General features: G+C 37.8%; 8 protein-coding genes and 1 pseudogene. 4 read left to right on the forward strand and 5 right to left on the reverse strand.

Features of this window, described 5'->3' with window-relative positions; all coding sequences use genetic code 11:
- Positions 1-132: 132 nt before the first annotated feature.
- Positions 133-1,653, forward strand: coding sequence for a leucyl aminopeptidase (locus CKF58_RS02755; protein WP_119530686.1), 1,521 nt, complete (start codon positions 133-135; stop codon positions 1,651-1,653).
- Positions 1,654-1,879: 226 nt separating this feature from the next.
- Here CKF58_RS02755 and CKF58_RS02760 read toward each other — a convergent pair whose 3' ends face one another.
- The 5 genes from CKF58_RS02760 to CKF58_RS02780 form a co-directional block, all read right to left on the reverse strand.
- Positions 1,880-2,455 carry a sugar O-acetyltransferase gene (locus CKF58_RS02760; RefSeq protein ID WP_119530689.1) on the reverse strand — a complete coding sequence of 192 codons (576 nt, stop codon included), beginning with the start codon at positions 2,453-2,455 and terminating at the stop codon, positions 1,880-1,882.
- Positions 2,456-4,212: 1,757 nt separating this feature from the next.
- Positions 4,213-6,462, reverse strand: coding sequence for a TonB-dependent receptor plug domain-containing protein (locus CKF58_RS02765; protein WP_119530692.1), 2,250 nt, complete (start codon positions 6,460-6,462; stop codon positions 4,213-4,215).
- 474 nt (positions 6,463-6,936) lie between these two features.
- The gene (dacB, locus tag CKF58_RS02770) at positions 6,937-8,433 is read right to left on the reverse strand and encodes a D-alanyl-D-alanine carboxypeptidase/D-alanyl-D-alanine endopeptidase (protein ID WP_119530695.1); all 1,497 of its coding nucleotides are present in this window, start codon (positions 8,431-8,433) and stop codon (positions 6,937-6,939) included.
- 812 nt (positions 8,434-9,245) lie between these two features.
- On the reverse strand, positions 9,246-10,097 hold the full coding sequence (locus tag CKF58_RS02775) for an MBL fold metallo-hydrolase (RefSeq protein ID WP_119530698.1): 852 nt from the start codon (positions 10,095-10,097) through the stop codon (positions 9,246-9,248).
- A gap of 460 nt (positions 10,098-10,557) precedes the next feature.
- Positions 10,558-11,358, reverse strand: a complete 801-nt coding sequence (locus tag CKF58_RS02780; protein WP_119530702.1) for a ribonuclease HI — start codon at positions 11,356-11,358, stop codon at positions 10,558-10,560.
- Positions 11,359-12,479: 1,121 nt separating this feature from the next.
- Between CKF58_RS02780 and CKF58_RS02785 the strand changes: the two genes are divergently transcribed.
- The 3 genes and pseudogenes from CKF58_RS02785 (at position 12,480) to mukB (ending at position 20,084) form a co-directional block, all read left to right on the forward strand.
- Positions 12,480-13,991, forward strand: a complete 1,512-nt coding sequence (locus tag CKF58_RS02785; RefSeq protein ID WP_119530705.1) for a condensin subunit MukF — start codon at positions 12,480-12,482, stop codon at positions 13,989-13,991.
- Positions 13,992-14,005: 14 nt separating this feature from the next.
- A pseudogene (mukE, locus tag CKF58_RS08565) lies at positions 14,006-14,725 on the forward strand (chromosome partition protein MukE); the annotation flags it as partial.
- An 898-nt stretch (positions 14,726-15,623) separates the two neighbouring features.
- Positions 15,624-20,084: a chromosome partition protein MukB gene (gene mukB, locus CKF58_RS02795; RefSeq protein WP_425451203.1), complete on the forward strand. Its 4,461-nt coding sequence runs from the start codon at positions 15,624-15,626 to the stop codon at positions 20,082-20,084.
- Positions 20,085-20,117 lie beyond the last annotated feature (33 nt).

Here is a 20,117-nt window from a genome sequence, read left to right on the forward strand (position 1 = left end):
CTTCTAGGGATTAATTTTTTCGACCAAAAAGTCTGAATTAAGCTAGTCAACTAGGAAAAAAAGTATATAATGATAAGTATCTGTAAAATAATATATACTTTTAACAATCATTAACAATCAAGGAATTTACCCATGCTTTTCAATGTTGTAGAAAGCTTATTTCATGGTAAAGAAGACACTTTAGTTCTTTTTACCAATGAAAAAAGAGAACTTTTAAAAAGCTCACAATTATCTCCGCAAGTAGTTGAAGCTGTGGCAGAGCTATTAGTTTTAGATAATTTCAAAGGTAAAGCTGGACAAGTTAGTCATTTTTACAATGTACTAGGTTTAGAAGGCTTTAAACGTGTAATCGTTGTTGGCTTAGGTAAATTAGAAGATTTATCTGCAAAAACTCTTAAACGTGCAGCAACTTCGCTAGTAACAGCATTAAGTGCTGTTAAAGCGACGGCTTTAACTGTACTTTTACCAGAAAGTTTATTAAGTGGTGAGCGTCCAATTTATCGTACAGCTTACGTATTCGTTGAAGCTTTAAACTTTGCACGCTACCAATTCAAACGTTTCTATACTTTAGATAAACCAGAAGAAGGTCACTCTGACACTTGTTCTTGTTGTACGGGTGTTAAATCTTATCACTTTGCAGTTGAACCAGCATATACGGCCGAGTTTGAACAAGGTTTAAACGATGCTCGTTGTGTATCGGCAGGGGTAAAATTAGCACGTGATTTAGGTAACTTACCTGCTAACGTTTGTACGCCATTCTACCTTGCTGCGCAAGGGGAAAAACTTGCACGTGATTACGATAAAATCACGACCGAAGTTGTAGACGAAGCACAAATGGAAGCTTTAGGTATGGGCTGTTACCTTGCTGTAGGTAAAGGTTCAGTTAACCGTCCATATATGACAGTGGTGAAATATATGGGTGCGCCAGATCAAAACCTACGTCCTTTTGTGTTCGTAGGTAAAGGGATGACATTCGATACAGGTGGTTACTCAATTAAACCTGCTGCAAGCATGGAAGAAATGAAGTACGACATGTGTGGTGCAGCTTCAGTTTTAGGTTTAATGAAAGCTGTTGCAGAGTTAGACTTACCTGTAAACGTAATCGGTGTAGCTGCTGGCTGTGAAAACTTAATCTCTTCAACAGCTTACCGTCCAGGTGACATCTTAAAATCAATGAGCGGCATTACCGTTGAAGTTAATAATACCGATGCTGAAGGTCGTTTAGTATTATGTGATGCATTAACTTACATCGGTCGTTACAACCCATTAAAAGTAGTTGATATTGCGACTTTAACTGGTGCTTGTATGGTAGCTTTAGGTTCTCGTTTAACTGGTGTATTCTCAAGCAACGATGAGTTTGCTAAAGAGTTACTAGCAGCAGGTGAATATGTAGAAGACCGCGGCTGGCACTTACCTTTAGATGATGACTTCCGTGCAGATATGCGTGGTAACCATGCAGACCTAACTAATGCTGGTGGTCGTTTTGGTGGTGCATCTACAGCGGCAGCATTCTTAAGCTACTTTACTAAAGATTACGACTGGGCTCACTTAGATATCGCAGGTACTGCTTGGGTATCAGGTAAACATCACTTAGCTACAGGTCGTCCAGTATCTTTAATGGTGCAATACTTACAAAAACAAGTAGCTAAATAATTCCTAAACAATTACAAATAATTTAGCCCTAAATTGCTAAATTTATTTTCGATATGCAAAAAACTCAGAGGATTTCCTCTGAGTTTTTTGCATGTCTGTTGCCTGCAGGCTAAAAGTCAATAGACGGTAATTTTGAGTTTGAACTCAAATCTACACATTATGTTTTCAGACAAACACATCATTTTTTTTTGACAACCTGACTATGACCAAATTGCTAAGTCCTAACTTAAGCAAGATCAGAAGTCTCTTGCTCTGGAGTTAGGGATTTAATAACTTTAGCTGGTACACCTGCTACTATGCAATTAGCTGGTACATCACGTGTAACCAGAGCTCCGGCAGCCACGATTGCATTTTCACCCACGGTTACTCCAGGAAGAATAGTCGCTCCAGCACCAATCCACGCATTGTCATGAATATGAATCGGAGCAAGAATTAAGCCGCGACGTTTACTTGGTTCTGGGTGATGGTTAACCGTAATTAAGTTTACTCTTGGTTCAATGAGCACTTTATTACCAAGATAAATCCCACCTAGATCCGTAAAAATTACATTGGTATTAATAAATACCTCTTCACCAAAATGGATATTAGCTCCAAAGTCGGTAAATAGAGGTAAGTTTACATGTAAGGATTCAGGTACTGGGTTACCGGTAATTTGTGCTAAGAGAGTATGGATTTGTTCTTGGCTTGTTGCTTGATTTAATGCTTGTACTAGAGGTTGATTTTTAGCTACTACTTCATGAATTTGGGTATAGATTTCATCTGTAGGAGCAATGTAAGTATTTAAAGGAGCGTTAAAAGTCATAATTAAGTTCTCTTGTTTTGCTTGTTTAATTTGTTAGAGTTGTTTCTTATCTATTGAGTTGTTCCTTCTTGATTGTTTTTACCAGTCTAGTATAAGCAACTTAGCGTTCTTGATCTAAGAAAAAATATTCAAAGACTCTCAACTTTGAGTTGAAAATCTTCTCGTCCTTGCCTAGTATTATCGTAACCAGTTAACTACAGATTAACGTTAATCTGCTATCAGTTACCTGCTAACAGTTACATATCGTTACTTATGCACTATAATTTGCTCGCCATAACTTATTCACTGTAACTTATGCAGCGTAATCAACTCACAGCAACCATATTAGCGTTACCAGATAAGTGTAATTTCTAACATCTTACATAACTAAGTTGGAAGTTATAGTGCTAATGTCTGGCCATGTAAAGTCATTTTGTAGTGCAATGCTCTTTGCTAAGAGAAAAATAATTTTTATCTCCTGTTTATCAATGGTATAGGTAAAAAGTTCCCCACTTGCTGTCCACACTCTTAAATTTATGCTAAACTAAAAATGTACTCCAAGAGAGATAAAAATAAACTTTAAAATCTCTAAAATTAGCACGAGTAATTACAGGTTTATTGTGCGCTTTTGTCTAGTGCGGGCATGCAAATCTTGCTGGCTAGCAAGCAGCATTTAAACGGTTGTTACTTCCTAATTTAGCTCTTTCTTGGTTACAAGTACAGAGATAAATCTTTTCCTTCAAATAAGTTTTTTGGCGACCTAAGTTTAAAGGAGTGTAACTTAGACCAATAACTTTACTTTTGCTATACAAGTTTTTTATCAATAGTTAAATAATAAGGAGAGATGCCGCACATATGACCCCCCCTATTTCTTAATTTGTGTTTAACTCGGTACAAGGAGATTTTCATGCAATTAACTTTAGCTGAAGGTCGTTAAAAAAGCTATTAAACCTTTGCTAGTATCAACTTAGAGCCTTACAGGTAAGAGTGTAAAACGGAGCAATTACACGTCTCTAAATTTGTAGGAACTTAATTTAGAGCTTATTTGATAATAAAGGTGCTAAGTCAGCGTTCAATTACTTCCCCTTTTAAGCTTTTTGTAATTGAATAAATGATAAACCCTAATTTGAGGACTTATAAACACTTGTAAATGCCATAGGCAGTATGTATATCATCGGCTTAATGAGCGCAATAATTGCCATAAGCAGAATGAGCACCTTAAGTACAATGAGCAAGGCTTAGCATTACAAGAAAATAATTTGTACTATCGCAATTGGCTCGAAAGGCTGGATTTCCAGTGCAAATTATCCAACCGAATTTTCTCTCTTATAGTCAGGCAAGAGAAATTAAGTTTCATGGCTTAATTGGAGATTGAACTTAGCATGAACTAGGTAGATCCTCTTGAGATTTACGGCACAAATAACTTATCCCTATTTGTGGTGAAAACGTAAATTGGCTTGCGCTTGAAGAATATTTCTTTTATAACGCAAGTACGCTCACATTAAGTTGTGCTATAAGAAAATAAACAATGTAGATAAAAATCCCTGTTAGTACTACTAGCAGGGATTTTCCCGTTTTCGGGATATAAAAAAATCCTCTTATTGGCTAATAAGAGGATAGGTGCACTACCGTTACTATAATTCGACTTGATATCAATCGATGTCAAATAATACGTAACGACAATTAGTTTAATGTAATTATTATTTACTTTAGCTTTAAGTATTTTACTTTAGCTTCAAGCATTTACTTTAGCTTTAAGCCTTGAATTAGCTTTGAGTTTAGAATTTAACACTTAAGTTAAATGCTAAACCACGTCCAGCTTCCCAGTAGTTATCACGTTTAGTACCGCTACGCATTGCTACGTTTGACCATAATTGATACTCTTTATCAAATACGTTGTACATAATCGCTGATAACTCAATGTACTTGTTAGGTGTGAACGTATAACCGATATCTAAAGTACCCCAACCAGGGATAGGTTTTGATGTACCGCCATATACGTGATCGTATGAACCGATATCTTTAGTTTTCTTCGCAGCGCTCCAATTTAAACGCGCAAAGGTATTAAAGTATTGTTGCGTATAGGTTAAAGCAACATTACCTGAAAGAGGACTAATAGTATTTAATGGTTCGTTAAATTGTTTATCGTAACCACGTGCCCATGCTACGACTACGTTTAAGCCCCAACCGTTTAATGCTGGTGTTAACTTACCAAAGTCAAACTGTCCAGTATATTCAATTGAAAATACTTGCGTTGGTGCTTTATAGTTTGAAAGCTGTGCTTTCTCTTCAAGGTATTCTACATAACCATCACCCCAGTCATACCACTCACCTACCGGTTGTACGTAGATCATGTGCGTATAACGTGTAGCAGCTAAGCTTACAATGTGTTTATACCAGTCTCCGTTAAACGTCCAATCTAAAGCTGCAGTACGTGATACTTCAGGTTTTAGATCAGAAGCTGGGATAGTTTCCCAGTGGTAGTACGTACCAGGATTTAACTCACTAAAGCTTGGTAAACGGGTTGCTTGTACTAAGTTTAAAGAAAGAATATTACGTTGATTGATTTGCCAATCGGTTTTTAAGCCCCAGTTCCAAGCATGCATTTTTTCTACTGCTTCAGAGTAGTAACTTGCATTACCATTTTGAGATTTAGAAAGGATCGTAGTGTCGGCATTATGCGTTTTACTATGTAAGCGCGCATATTTTACACTTGGAGTGAAAGTTAGCGGCTGCTTAGTTAAAGCAATGCGATCAGATAAGTACACTTCTAAGTTATTACGTTTTTTAGGAGAGATGTACTGTTTAGTATTATTTTGATCGCTAGACATGCCTGGCACACGGATCGCAATTTGATCTTGGTTAACCGTATTAAACTCTTCAGTATTAGCATTTAGGCCATAAACTAAAGTATGTTTTAGGCTACCAGTGTTAAAGTTTTTAGTGAACTTAACTTTTGCGTATTTACCGGTAGTGGTGTAGTAACTTGCACTATGTGTACTGGTGTAGTAAGTACCAACAGCTACGCCTGGAATAGGTAACACATCTTTAACGAAGACACTTACGTCTTGGTAAGTGCTTTGACGGGCTAAAGTCCAGTCAATTTTATCGGCAATGTAAAACTTACCGTAGTGTTCACCCGATAAAGCAAAAGTCCAACGACTTGAATACACTTCGTTGTGTTCAACCGAACGTGGATTACGTGGATTTGCCATTTGAGGAGTTGCTACTGGATTACGGAAGCGGTTTACGCTTACGCTAATACGGTTGTCTTCGGTAAGATCAACATAGGCTTTAGCGTAGATGTCATAAGCGCGAGCCGTAAACTGATCAAGTAAAGCTTGTTTATCTGGATCAGTAATTTGCGCATTTTCGCTTTTACGTTTAGTAAAGCTAATAATTACTCCACCGCGACTAAATTTAGTTGCCGCGGCTAAGTTGTAGTACCAAGAGTTGTAGCGACGATCGTAACCAGCTTTAATTTGTCCACCAAAGTTACGACCTGGTAGTAATACATCTTCTGATCCGCGTGTACGTAAAGAAATGCGTCCTGCTACCCCAGTTGAATCACTATCAAAAGTCGAACCACGTGAAATTTGTGCTGAAGCTAGGTTAGCGGTATCAAAGTAGCTAATACCCGAACTTGGATCATGCCCGAACTTAAATGAAGTAGGTAATGGAATGCCATCTAAATCAAGAGCCACACGTCCACCGCCAGCACCAAAGTCATCTTGCAGACCACCTACGCCACGAATAAAGAGTGCTTCGATTTTGCCATAACCACCTTGTAAGAAATCTACACCAGGCGTGTTTTGGAAAAAGTCTCGTAAGGTAATACTTGCGCTAGGAGTAGTGGTGGTAGTTCCTGGAGTTGAAGTTGCGGTTTGTCCAACAACGGTAATCGTACTTAAGGTTAGATTAGCATCTTCAGCTTGGGCTAGAGCAGGAGCAAAACTTAAGCTAGCGGCAATAGCCATGCTGCTAAACAGACGGCTGAGGCGAAAGTGTGAGAGTTTGTTTTTTTGCATGTATTAAAATTAGAGTAATTTATCGATTCTGGCCTTAGGCTGTGCAATCGATGATATTTTAAGAAAAGACATTATTACTATTTGGCAAGCTCTAAGTTTACCAAGTAGTAGCTGAGTGATTACGTTTTTGCTGCTGATAATTATTGTTAATTTTCTTTAGTTGCTCTTGGCAGATAACCTAACATTATTTGTAGGGACAACTAAAGTTTTTAGCAGAAAAAACCATATGCTAAAAGTATAAGCTATTAGAGATCTTTGCGCAAATTTGTTTATGCAAAGTGTGATCCATGACCACTTTTTGTGAACTGATTGTGATTACTTTTATGCTCTGCTCAAAATTACTTTGACAAAATTAGCCGAACTCTACGGCACAAAATGCCCCTCGCCCCCTACTTAAGCAGTGCTTAAAGAGGGGGCGAGGGGTATTTATTCTATAGGCTTACTAAAAGTAAGTGAATAGTTAATTTAGGTAAATTATTGATCGAGATAATTTAATAAATCAGCCGTGAAACGATTAGTTGCCGCACTACTATCAGTAGAGTTATTGATAAAGTAAGTAAAGGCAATACGTTGACCTGATTTAGTAGTTAGAATCCCAGTAAAGTTCTCTGCACCATAGATACTACCGGTTTTACCGCGTAGACTATGTCCAGCAAAACTATTATGTAATTTTAACGTTCCGTCATTTTCGCTTGGGAATAAGCTATATAAGTCAAAGTTTAAACCATAAGCACTTGGGTTTTGACTTTGTAAATAAATACTTGCCATTACACGTGTCATATCAGCTGCGCTGATTGTATTGTAGTAACTTAGACCAGAACCGTCGACTTGCACTCCGCTAAATCTTGCAGTGCCAGTAGTAAAGTAACCTTGCATTAATTGTGCATTTACGCGTTTAGCTAGAGTATAGCTTACAGGAGTATTACGTAGTTGATAAATCGTATGACGATATAGTTGTTCAGCGTAATGGTTTTCTGATTTACTTAGCATAGTGCTTAGTAAATCGGTCATAGCACTACTATTAACTTGAGCTACAAGATTACCAGCCGGACTAGTTGCTTGGCTTTGCAGACGAGTATTACTAATACGAATACCATTGTTGTTTAAACCTAAGCCTACCATACGCGTAGCATAAGCATTACCATTAGGTACAGCAAAGTTTAACCAGAGACCTTGTTTTGATTGCGCGATACAACCTTGTAAGGTAAAGCCTAAGTCGCTTGGATTAGTGTAGTTTTGTTCACAGTTAGCGGCATTAGATGGAGCAACAATGCGAATTTGATCTTCTACGCGAATCACACGTGAGTCTGTTTGTTCAAGCGTAGCAATTGAACCTACAGGTTTGTTCGTATTTAGCGTACCAACTAAGCAGTTGCGATTATATTGCGCTGCTGAGTTTTCAGAACTAAAACACATCGAGTTATTAGCCCAGTTCCAACCAAGCGGACGATCATGACCAGAGTACTTACTTACATCGTAAGTTAATTGATGAATATTAGTAATGCCTGCTTGTTTTAGTTGGTTGGCAATGCTATTTACACTACCTGCGCCAAAAGTAGGATCTCCAGCAAACTGAATAGTTACATCATAAGCACCATTACCTGCAGCTTGAGCGTAGACCTTGGTCGTAAAAGTATCTGTAGCTTGTAGATTACGTGCAACTAAGTAAGCAGTTAGGATTTTTTGCGTCGACGCTGGTTGCATGTTTTGGAAGGCATTGTAAGAGATTAACACTTTTTGCGTATCAAGGTTAACCGCATAGATGCCCATTTGCGCACTTGGTAAGTAACTTTGCCAGTTTTTAGCATTGCTCGCACTAGCTCCTGCTTGTGGGGTGAACAGATTATCAGGAACACTTGCTTGGGCGATTGGACTAAGAGTTAAACTTAAAGCTAAAAATGCGCTTAGAGACAATTTTCCTAAAGACAAGCGCAATGAAGTTTTAGTAACTGAAGAAGATAACTTTGTCATGTTTGGGAAGTGAGAATTAAGAATAGAAACTAAAAAGACGAATAAATTGCAGAGTTAAGTAATGTTTAATTGAGTGATTAAGTACTGTTTAATTGAGTAATTAAGTACTGTCCAATTGAATAATATGGTACAGCTCAATTGCTGATTTAAGTACTATTCAATTAAAGAATTTGTACAGCTCAATTTAAGAGTTAAGTACAACTCAATTGAGGAATAAAGTACAGCTCAATTTAATCTTCTAGAGGCTAAGGTAAGATCCATCATTCGACCGTAACAATGAAGTACTATGGGATCTTGGGGCTCTGAATGAGCTTAATATTATACTGAAAATTTGATCCTTGCTGATGAGGAATTTTACTGGCAAATAGCCCTATAGCTTAAGCTTCAGGTTAATTTAGAGTAATAAAAAAACCTCAAGAAAAATCTTGAGGTTCATACTATTTGACTTTTAAGAAAGAAGTTCTCTCTAAACAAGAGGAATCGATCAACTAGAGGAGAACAATAATGAACTATTTTAAATATACAACTATAGAGACCTTAGAACTATAATTAAATCTAAAATAATGGAGCAAACAATAGGAACTAAATACTAGACTATCTGGAGTATTATAGAATTAATAAAAATGCTTAGAGTCAGTGCGTACTCGAAAAGGCATTTTTATTTTTGTATTTAGAACTGGAAAATCTTAAAACACTAACCCAGAGTATATAAGAAATTATGTTTGACAAAGAGTTTAAGACAGAGTAGAACGATAATATGCTAGATTTGCCATACAATGATCTTAATCTCTGTGCTTATTATAGCATATATTTTAGTCTTTGTCAGCCTGTGCTACTAATTTTTGAATTTCAGCAGCACGTTCATTAGCTACTTGGTTAAGTTTTGCAAACTCATCTTTAAGAGCACGCATGCGCGAGAATTCACCAATGCTAATGGTTCGTAAGAATGGGTTGTAAGTTAGCTCTTGATAGAAGTCAACTGGTGTATTACCTTGACCTTGTGATAAACGAGCTCTTACGTCTTGTTCATATTCTGTTAAGCGTGGCTCTAAAGCAGCATCACCTAATGAACGAGCAAATGCCATGTTGCTATAAGTATATTCATGACCAGCAAACATTAATAGTTCATGACCTGCGGCTTTGTGTTCAAGGGCATAGCTTTTAACTTTTTGTACACTATTGTATAAACGTACATAGTCTTCACCTTTACCGCTTAAAACTTTACCAACGCCTACTGAGAAGATTAAGTCACCTGTAAAGATAGCATCACCGATCGCATATACCATGTGGTAATCAGCATGACCTGGAGTATCTAGTGAAGTAAACTCTAAACCTTGGAGTGTGAATTTTCCTTCAGCAGCTAAAGCTTTACGTGCTGCAGCAGGAATAGTCCAACCTGATGGGAGTTTTACCGCATCAAGAATTTGGGCTTGTGCGTATACTTGCGTATCAGGGAACTCAACAAATAAACCTTGTAAGCCATCTACATGATCGTAATGCGCGTGAGTTAATAAAACATCCACGTGTTTTACTTTTTTCTCATGTAAGTAAGCTCTTAGTACTTTGTACTCGCCTGGATCTACAACAATAGCTGTATCTGCATTAGGACGAATAGCATAGATATAGTTATCTTCTAAACTTGAAAGTACATCTACATGTAACATATAAAATCTCAATAATTTTTAGAGTCAGCTCTGGAACTCTGCAAGCTAATCTGCTTGCTCATTAATAACAAAATTTAGGTACTTGAGGCATTGTTTACTCAAGCTACCTATTTTAGACAAATAAATCAGTAAATAGTTGCAAGAGAGGAAGAATTTTTATATTGGGATATGCAACTACTTAATTATTAGTATAGCGACGAAAATCTTTGATCCAAGTGCAAGAGGGATACAAATTAGGTACGAGATTAGAGAGGAGATAAAGCAGTTTGTACCTAAATATCGCTATAACCTAGTATAACTTGTTTTAGCTTAAGGCACAGCATATAAATGTAGGTTTTACCTACTTTTCTAGCTTCTTCATGTTCCTAGCTTCTATATTCCTAACTTCTAGGTACTCTATACTATCTAGTAAGAAAGTAAAATGAAATAGAGGCAATGAGATAGCTGTACTACTGACGGCTTATCCTTTAGCAAAGAGATCATCGATAAGTTTATCGAGCATTTCTTTTATTTGCTCTTTATCAACTTTTTGTTCACTTACTTGCTCAACAAATGAATCTACAGCTTGGCGTTGTTGCGGATTTTTGTAGCTCTGGTGAGCCTGCTGGTTCGTGGCTCTAGCTTGGCTAGGGCTGCAACTTGGATTGTTAGCTCCTGTTTGCGCAACAAACTGTTTTACGGCTGCGCTTTTGGTGCTATTAGCACGAGCGCGGCTTGCAGCTCCTTTGCTCGAGCTACGTCCTGCAAGTTGTAGAGTTTTATGATCGGCTAATTGATTTTCGCGTTCGTAAGCATAGTCATGACGTCGATGTTCAATTGGTAAATCTGCTGCTTGTGTAGCTAAAGAATCAGCAATCTCATTCCCGTCGATTCCTTGATGCGCTGCAACTTTTTCCCAACGAATGTCAAAATACTTACGATAAACTAAACAACGTTTAAATAGATCTGGGTTCTTTACATCTTTCCAATTACGTTTAACCCAACCATCGATCCATTTAGTCATTGAATCTTTAAGATAGTTAGAGTCTGTATAGAACGTAATGGTATCACCACGCTTAAACCAACCTTCTTTACGACCTCGTTGATGTAAGAAAAACATGGCAAAGAGAAAAGCGGAAATCTCCATGCGGTTATTAGTTGTAACTAAGTACCCACGACTATAAGTAATATGTTCTTGGTCGACAAGAGCATAAATCCCAAAGCCACCAGGACCTGGATTATAGCGACTTGCACCATCAATATATACGTCAATTTTTGTCATAGAGTAGTTTCCTTAGTTTTACTAGTTTTCCTTGGTCGAGAGTAAGCGAAGATATAGTAATAATTCTAGTTGTAATCTTGCTTAGTAATAAGTTTAATGCTTAAAGTTGTGATAGGTTTTATAACGCAAAGAGCTTATTTTCAGGACTATATTATAGCAAGTTGTAGCTTGAGCGCAATTCTAGACCCTTAGTCTTAGGCAATAAGTGTGATTTTGGCATAAGACAAACAGAAAAAAACTCTTAGCTGGGCTAAGAGTTAACAAATGAAACACGAATAAGTTTTGTGCCTTCTTAAGAGCTTTAAAATAAATTATTAAGTAAGGACAAGGTATCTAAACAATTTATGTTTAGGTCGATAAAAAAGAGAGAAAGTTGTAAAAACTTTCCAAGTTAGTCTTGACTCGCTGTAAATCTGGCTCATTTACAGTTACTGACTATTTGGCTAATCAGTATGAGTAAAAGATTTAACTTATAACTGAATTTTTTTACCGAAAATCCACTTATAAGTTAAAGCATAACTAAGCTGGAAAAACTTTTAGCTCTCAGGAATCCTGAAAGCTAAAAGACTAGGATAGATATAGATAAAAGAAGATAGAATATGAATAGACTAAAAAACGCTTTTCATGGTAAGCACATATAGGATGGATATATGCTTAGTAACTTGTATTAGTGTTATAGGTTCGGATTTAAAAACATCAACGCAAACTGCAAGCCTTTATTCTTAAGTGATTGAATATTAAGGTTAAAAAGTGTAATATTCAGATAACCTCTGACAACCACATACTCCCTACAGAAAGCTTTAGGATTATTTAATTTTCTGCTAAGACCTCTAATAGTTTGCAGCTTGAGTTTTATTAAATTTAAAGCTTGAGTATTGTTAAATTAAATCTTAAGTTTTTTAAATGGAATTTTATGGTTTTAGTAAGTTGATTTTATTTGAAATAGATGTTGGTAGTTTTTACCCAATTGCAAGAAATAACCCGTAAAATCACTCATTATCGATAGTTTATCTCCCAAAAGATCCTAGATCTGCGAAAAAATACCTGACAATACTAGAGTTTAAGGGTGTTTTTTGTTAATCTAGGAGGTTGAAAGAAATTTTTACTCTCTAGGAACATCCATGGAAGGATCACAGCATAATTTCCATTTGCAAGACATCTTGGATTGGGTAAACACTAATGGGTTTAGTATTAACCTGAGTAGTGATCGTATTGGCTTTTTATTAGCCATCCATTCATTCCAACGGACGAGCAATACCGAATTAACTGAAGAAATTCTGATAGATTTATATCGTCAGGTATTAGCACAACAGCAAGAAGCTGAACTTACGGAAAACACGCAAGCAGCTCGTGCTAATAAAATTATTAACGACATGGTAAGCCAAAAACTACTTAATCGTTTTAGCTTAGATTTTGCGGAAGACGAAGAAGTAGCTGGGCAAAGTTCGATTTATCGTTTATCTCCTTTAGCCATTGGCATTGCCGATAACTATTTACGCCAAAAAGAATTCTCGCAAGTAGGCTTAAGTGTGCAATTAGCCATGGTAGCTAAAGAAATGCATGACATTACGCATGCGGCTACCCAAGTTGGTGATGCTCATTATTGGCGCATTAATGTTTATGCTCCGCTGCGTTACTCAGTTGCTGAAATTTTCGATTTAATTGATTATCGTCAACGTGAATTAGATGAAGAGCAACATCAAATTAAACAACAAATTGCCGACCTTTTATCGAAAGATTGGGCGGCAGCGATAGATAACTGTAATGCGCTTTTGAGTTCGACTGGTAATACTCTACGTGAACTACAAGATACTCTTTCTTCGGCAGGTGATAAGTTACAAGAACAATTACTAACTATTGACTATGCCGTAAACCGTCAGCTTGAAGCTATTCATACGCTTGAGTTATTGGCAAATGAACCAGAGTTACGCGATACAATCTTTAAAGATGACGCCGAACTCTTAGATTTATGCCAAAAACTACAGGCTGACTTTAATGCTGAACAAGTACAAGAATTAAGTGTAAGTTTTACGCAAATTAACGAGTTAATTACGCACTTACAAACTAAACTTGATCGTATTATCTCTTGGGGTCAACAAAGTATTGACTTATGGATTGGCTTTGACCGTCATATTCACAAGTTTATTCGTAATACCATTGACCTTGATAAAAACCGTGTATTCTCTACACGCCTACGTCGTTCAGTTTCTGAATTCTTGGACGCACCATTCTTCCTTACGTACACCGATCAACTGCGTATTTTAGATATGCGAGCTGAAGGACAAGTTTTAGTTGAAGGTGAAGAAGTGGGTGAAGTACCTGAAGAAATCACTTACGAAACTTACGACAACATTCAGGAACAAATAACTGCGGCAATGCAAATGGTGTTAGCACCATTTAGCCAAAAACATGAACCTTTAGATATTGCGCTGATTTTACGGAATATCTTACGTGATAATCCGCTAGCCATTCACTTTGACGTAGCGCGGATTTTTGTGGAACAAGCTATGCGTCTTGGGGTATCGGCAGACGAACTTGCTGGTGTTCAAGCAACATGGCAAGATGTCAACGAACATCATGCTCAAGTACAAGCGCACGTAATTAACCGTTATCCGCAATCTCGGATGCAATAATTAGAGAACTTTTTATGAATCAACGTATTAACTTATCTAACAAGTTAATTGAAGCGATTAGTAATCCGCTGTTTCCGGAAATTGATACCCGTTTACGTGCCGGACGTCACATTTGTAGTGAAGACTTAGATAAGCATAGCTTTATTCACGAGTACTTTGCTGAACTAGATAGTTTCTATCGTCGCTATAGTGTTGAACTTATCCAGGCTCCGGAAGATTTTTACTACTTACGTACTAAATCTACGAGCATTATGGGAAGTTCACAACTAAGTGAACTAGAAATGCTAGCTGGTAAGATCCTCTGTTTACTTTACTTATCTCCAGAGCGTCTAGCACAACAAGGGATTTTCACTCCGCAAGAAGTATACGATGAGCTTGTCTCATTGGTTGAAGTTGAACGTCTGGTAAAATTAATCAACCCTCGTTCAACCGGTTCGGATCTAGACAAACAAAAACTACTCGAAAAACTGAAATCAGCGCTTAATCGCCTTGAACGTATGGGGATGATTACCTTTACGGGTAAAGAGCGTAATAAGTTTATTATTCGTAATGCTTGTTTTAGATTTGGTGCGGAAGTTCGTTCAGGCGAAGATGCACAACAAGCACAAGAGAAACTCATTCGCACTGGCGAAATTGTTACTCCAGAGTCTTTAGAACAAGCAAAACAAGCTGGTAAACAAGCACTGCAAGGTGATGACCAAGCTGATGAACTTGCTGATGAAGAGAACTATGCCGTAAGTGCTGATTACGCTAGTGATGAAGCAGAAGAAGCAAGCGCAAAAACAGTTATCATTAAAGCCAAGAGCCTTAAAGGTTCGGTAGCGGCTGCAAGTGCAGCTGGACAAGCGATTGCCCAAGTGTTAAGTCAAGAGCAAGCTGCTAAAGCTAATAACTCTAGCAATGCTCAAGCTGCAAATTCACTCGATCTAGACGCAGAGGTTGATCCTGAATTTAACTTTGCGCAGGACGAAGAAGAACTAGAGCTAGCAGATGAGCTAGATTTAGAAGCCGCTGCTTTAGAGCGTGAGTTAGAAGCTGATTTTGCAGAGCAAGATGACGAAGATGAGTTCGTTGATCTTGAAGCTGAAGATGAGTTTGAGGAAGGTCTAGAGTACGATGAGGACGAAGATCTTGATGAAGATCTTGAGGACGAAGAAGACGAAGATCTTGATGAGGAGCTAGACGAAGACGACGAAGAATACTTCGACGACGATGATGAACTAGCGATTATCGATCTGGATGATGATCAAACTTATGATGAAGACGAAGATGATGTCTACGGTGACAATCCTACTTTTGCTAAATAGTCTGTAGTCTTTTGGCTTATTAATAGCAGGCTCTTGGTTAATTAGTATTAGTCTTTTAGCTTATTAATAGTAGTCTTTTATCTACTTAATGTTTGATTATCTAAGTTTTATCTTAATTTTCAATCGATTATCTGCAGATAATACTTTGCACAACCTCTTAACTATTCAATATTCACCTTGATCTCTCAAGGTAACATAAACCGAGCAAGAGGTGAGGTGCATGTGCGGATTCCGCTCATGCACCACCACCTCTTACTCCCAACTTATTACCAATAGGTATATAGCATATATGTTAAATCGAGGAAAGTTTTCATCATTAATTATGATGAACTGGAATGGATTTTTTGCTCGTAAGTACGACCTCGATGAACTAGTTACTACCTTATCAGGTGGTAATGGTGCAGGTAAGTCAACTACCATGGCAGCGTTCATTACGGCATTAATCCCTGATTTAAGTTTATTACACTTCCGTAATACCACCGAAGCCGGTTCGACCTCGAGTTCGCGTGACCGTGGTTTACACGGTAAACTCAAAAGCGGTACTTGTTATGCTGCTCTTGAGTGTAAGAACTCACGTGGTGAGATTATTCTGTTCGGGGTGCGTTTACAGCAAGTAGCCGGACGTGACAAAAAAGTAGATTTAAAGCTTTTTAGTATTAGTGGCATTGCTCCGGGTACTGAATGTGAAAAGCTCTTTTTACAAGGCTTAGGTGACGGTAAAGCTAAAATTATTAGCTTAAACGAACTTAAAGCTGTATGTGAAGGACAAAGCTTAAGCTTTAAAACCTATAGCTCAATTGGTGATTATCATGCAAAAATGTTTGATGATGGTTTCTTACCAAAGCGTCTACGTACACCACAAGACAGATCACGTTTCTATCGTTTAATTGAAGCTTCGTTATACGGTGGGATTTCGTCAACGATTACTAAATCTTTACGTGAATACTTATTACCGGAAAACGGTGCAGTAAAACGTGCGTTTCAAGATATGGAGGCCGCGATTTTAGAAAATCGCATGACGCTAAACAAAATCGAACAAACGCAAGCTGATCGTAATTTCTTCCGTGAGCTCGTAGATGCTGCTATTGACTATGTAGGTGCGGATTATGTGTATCAACATAATAATCGTCTAGACTTAGTAAAAGGCTTATTAGCAGCACGTAAACACTTACATACGCTCGAAGCTAGAGCTAGCGCTTTAACTCAGGCTATTGCTGCATATAACGGGCAACAAGGGCAATTACAGGCTAATTACGACCGTTTACAGCAAGAGTACGAAAAAGCTAATGAGTATCACAGCCTTTTAGTGAGTGCTAATCGTTTACAAGGCCAGTACAATGACGAGCTAGCTAAAGTAACGTCTTTAAGCGAAGAAGTTGAAGTAGCTGAAGTTAAGTTAGAAGATCTAACTTTTACGCGCGCAACTTTACAAGACGACATGGCAAGCCAAGAAGGGCAAATGGAGCGTTTACGTCGTGAATTAAGCGATACGCAAACAGCTCTAGATCAACGCCAAACGCGCCAAGTACAGTACAAACAAGCCGTACAAAAACTTGCTGACTTTAATCAGCAATTAACGCAAGCTAAAGCAAAATTAAGCGATGAGCTAGGAGCTCTAGGTACGAACCTAGATGTACCAGCTGTTACTAATGCTGCGCAACTCTTACAACAAGAGTTAGCGCAAGTTAACCAAAAATACTCGACTCTAAATAATGCTAAACAAGTAAGTGCTAATGCAGCTCAAGACTATCAAAAAGCGCTTAAAGCTTTAGAGAAACTTGCAGGTAAAAGCGTTGATGTAAATCAACGTTACTCTTTAGCGCAAAACTTAGTGCGTGGTGCAGTATTAAAACGTTCATATGCTGAACGTGTTAATAGCTTAGAGCACGAATATGCACAATTAGCTAAACGTCGTGAACAAGCTGCTAATAGCAGCTCACAAGTGCATAACCTGCAACAGCAATTAGGTGAAAGCTTTAGTTCACGAGCCGAGCTCTCTGATTACTTTAATATGCATCAAGAAGCCTATGTTGAACTTGATGCTACGAAAAATGCTGCTAAAGACGAACTTAGCGATTTAAATATGCAATTAAGTATTGCCACGAGTAAACTTAATAGCTTAAACGAACAACGTTTTCCATATTTAAAAGCGCAAGATGAATTAGCGAGCATTAATTCTAAATTAGAAACGCCAATTACTGATATGGCTAGTGCTCGTCAAACACTCGAGCATTATCTAGCCTTAAGTAATCAGCAAGGTCTTACTGTCCAAAATCTTGAAAGTAAAAAAGAGGTATTACAAGAACAAATCTATAAAATCGAAAAACAAGGCATGGGTGTAGATCAGCAATTACAATATATTGCTCAAGATCTAAATGGCGTGCTTTTATCTGAGATTTATGATGATATTAGTCTTGATGATGCTTGTTATTACTCGGCTTTATATGGTCCGGCGCGTGATGCCATTGTTGTGCCAACCTTTAATGGTATTGAAGAAAAACTTGCGCAATTACAAGACGTACCTGCTGATTTATACTTAATTGAAGCGGACTTCAATGACTTTAACGAGAATATGTTTGATAGTCGTTTGCTCGACGACAAAAATGTTCTGGTTCGCATTAATGAACATCAATTACGTTACTCAAATTTACAAGAGGTAACAACCTTTGGTAAGGCAGCTCGTGAGAAGTTCATTGAAAATGCGCGTGAAGAGTTAAAAGAAGTTCTCTATCAATTAACAACGCTCGAAAAAGAGTACTTTAATCATAAAGCTTTCGCTGAAAGTTTAACGACCTTTATTACGCAATATGGGGATATTGCCTTTAGAGAGAACCCTGAAATTGCAATTAATGAACTAGTTAAAACTTCGAGCAATGTAGAACGTCAGATTACGCAATTACGTCGCACTATTGAAACAACCAATGCGCAAATTGCAGATCATACACGTAAAACCAATATTCTGTATCAACTACTTAATGTCTTTAGCGAACAAGGGGAAACTGATGTTGAAGCCGATTACCAACGTGTACGTTCAGAATTAAATCAAGCGAAAGAAGCACAACGTTACTTATCACAATATGCAAGTGAGTTACAAGTTCTTGAAGAAAAAGTAGCAGTGTTGCAGTATCCAGTAGATCAAGATACGGATCTCGAGGCTGAACTTGCGAGCACTAAAGAACTACAACAAACACTTGTAAACTTAAGTCACCTTGCTGATGAAGTAGTGAGTCGTAAAGAGCACTTTGCTTATAAAGATTTAGGTGAACTTGAAGGTGATGAACTAGGTAATAAGTTACGTCAACAGTTAGATACTTTAGAAGCAGCTTATAGCCAAGCTAAAGCTGAATATAAAGTAGTTAATACTGAGTTCGAGCAACAACAGCAACAACTCTTTAAGTATCGTGCTGAGCTAGAAACAGCTAAAGCTACCTTAGAACAACTAAGTGCAGCTCTTGCTGAAACAGGTACAAACATTACTGCTGGAGCGGTTGAAGCGGCTAAAGCTAAAGCTGCAGACCTATTAGCTCAAGCTAATAGTGTGAAAGAGCAAATGATCGATGCTAAAAACACGCATCAACAAAACCAAGAACGCTTAGCTGGTCTTGAATCTCAAATTACAGCTGCTAAACGTGACTTTAGCTTCTCACGTGCCAACGTTGCTGACAACAAAGCTAAATGGCGTTTAAGCCAAGAGCAAGCCAAAGAGCATCAAATTCAAGGACGTTTATTTAATCCTGGGTTCCGTGCTCTGTCTAATGAAGAGTTACGTTCGAAATCAGACCGTGCTTTAGGTACTTTACGTACGCTCATTAGTGAAAATGAGTACTTACGTGATGCTCTTAAAGCTTCGGAAGATTCACGTCGTCCACACTTAAAAGTAGCTTTCTTTATTGCGGTGTACCAACACTTAAGAGAGCGTATTCGTCAAGACGTACTTACAACTAACGACCCAATTGAAGCCATTGAACAAATGGAAATTCAATTAAGTATGTTAAGTAGTAAACTTGAAGAACGTGAAAAATCACTCGTAATTAGTGCTGGAGACGTAGCTTCGATTCTCGATAAAACCATTCAACGTGAACAAAACCGTATTTGGCAATTAAACCAAGGCTTACAAAATATGAGCTTTGGTCAGGTTAAATCGGTACGTTTAACTGCGACCTATCGTGAATCACACGCAGCTCTGTTAAATGCTTTACGTGAAGGACGTGATAAACACGCGGATCTGTTTAACAATAGCGAAATTAGCTTTACTGAAGCTTTAGCTAAACTCTACCAACGAACCAATCAAGATGTAGATTTTGGGCAACGTAATTTCCAAACGGTGGGTGAAGAATTACTTGACTACCGTAACTATATCGATCTAGGTATCGAAGTATACCGTGGTTCGGACGGTTGGTTAAAAGCAGAGTCTGGTGCTCTTTCGACTGGTGAGGCTATAGGTACAGGGATGAGTATTCTTCTAATGGTAGTACAATCTTGGGAAGAAGAATCTAAACGTATTCGTGCTAAAAATTTATTACCATGTCGCTTACTCTTCTTAGATGAGGCTGCTCGTTTAGATAGTAAATCTATAGCTACTCTATTCGAACTATGTGAACGTCAACAAATGCAGTTATTAATCGCTGCACCAGAAAACATCGCTCCAGATAATGGTACAACCTATAAACTAGTACGTACAGTTTCTGGAGATCGTGAGTTCGTAAATGTTGTAGGTTTACGTGGTTTTGGTAGTCGTGCAAGCCAAAAAGCCCAAGAAGCTGCTCAAACAGCAAGCCAAGCTTAAAGTAGCTAAACTTTAAGCAACTATACTTAAAGT

This window comes from Psittacicella hinzii, from assembly GCF_003585935.1.
GTDB lineage: Bacteria > Pseudomonadota > Gammaproteobacteria > Enterobacterales > Psittacicellaceae > Psittacicella > Psittacicella hinzii.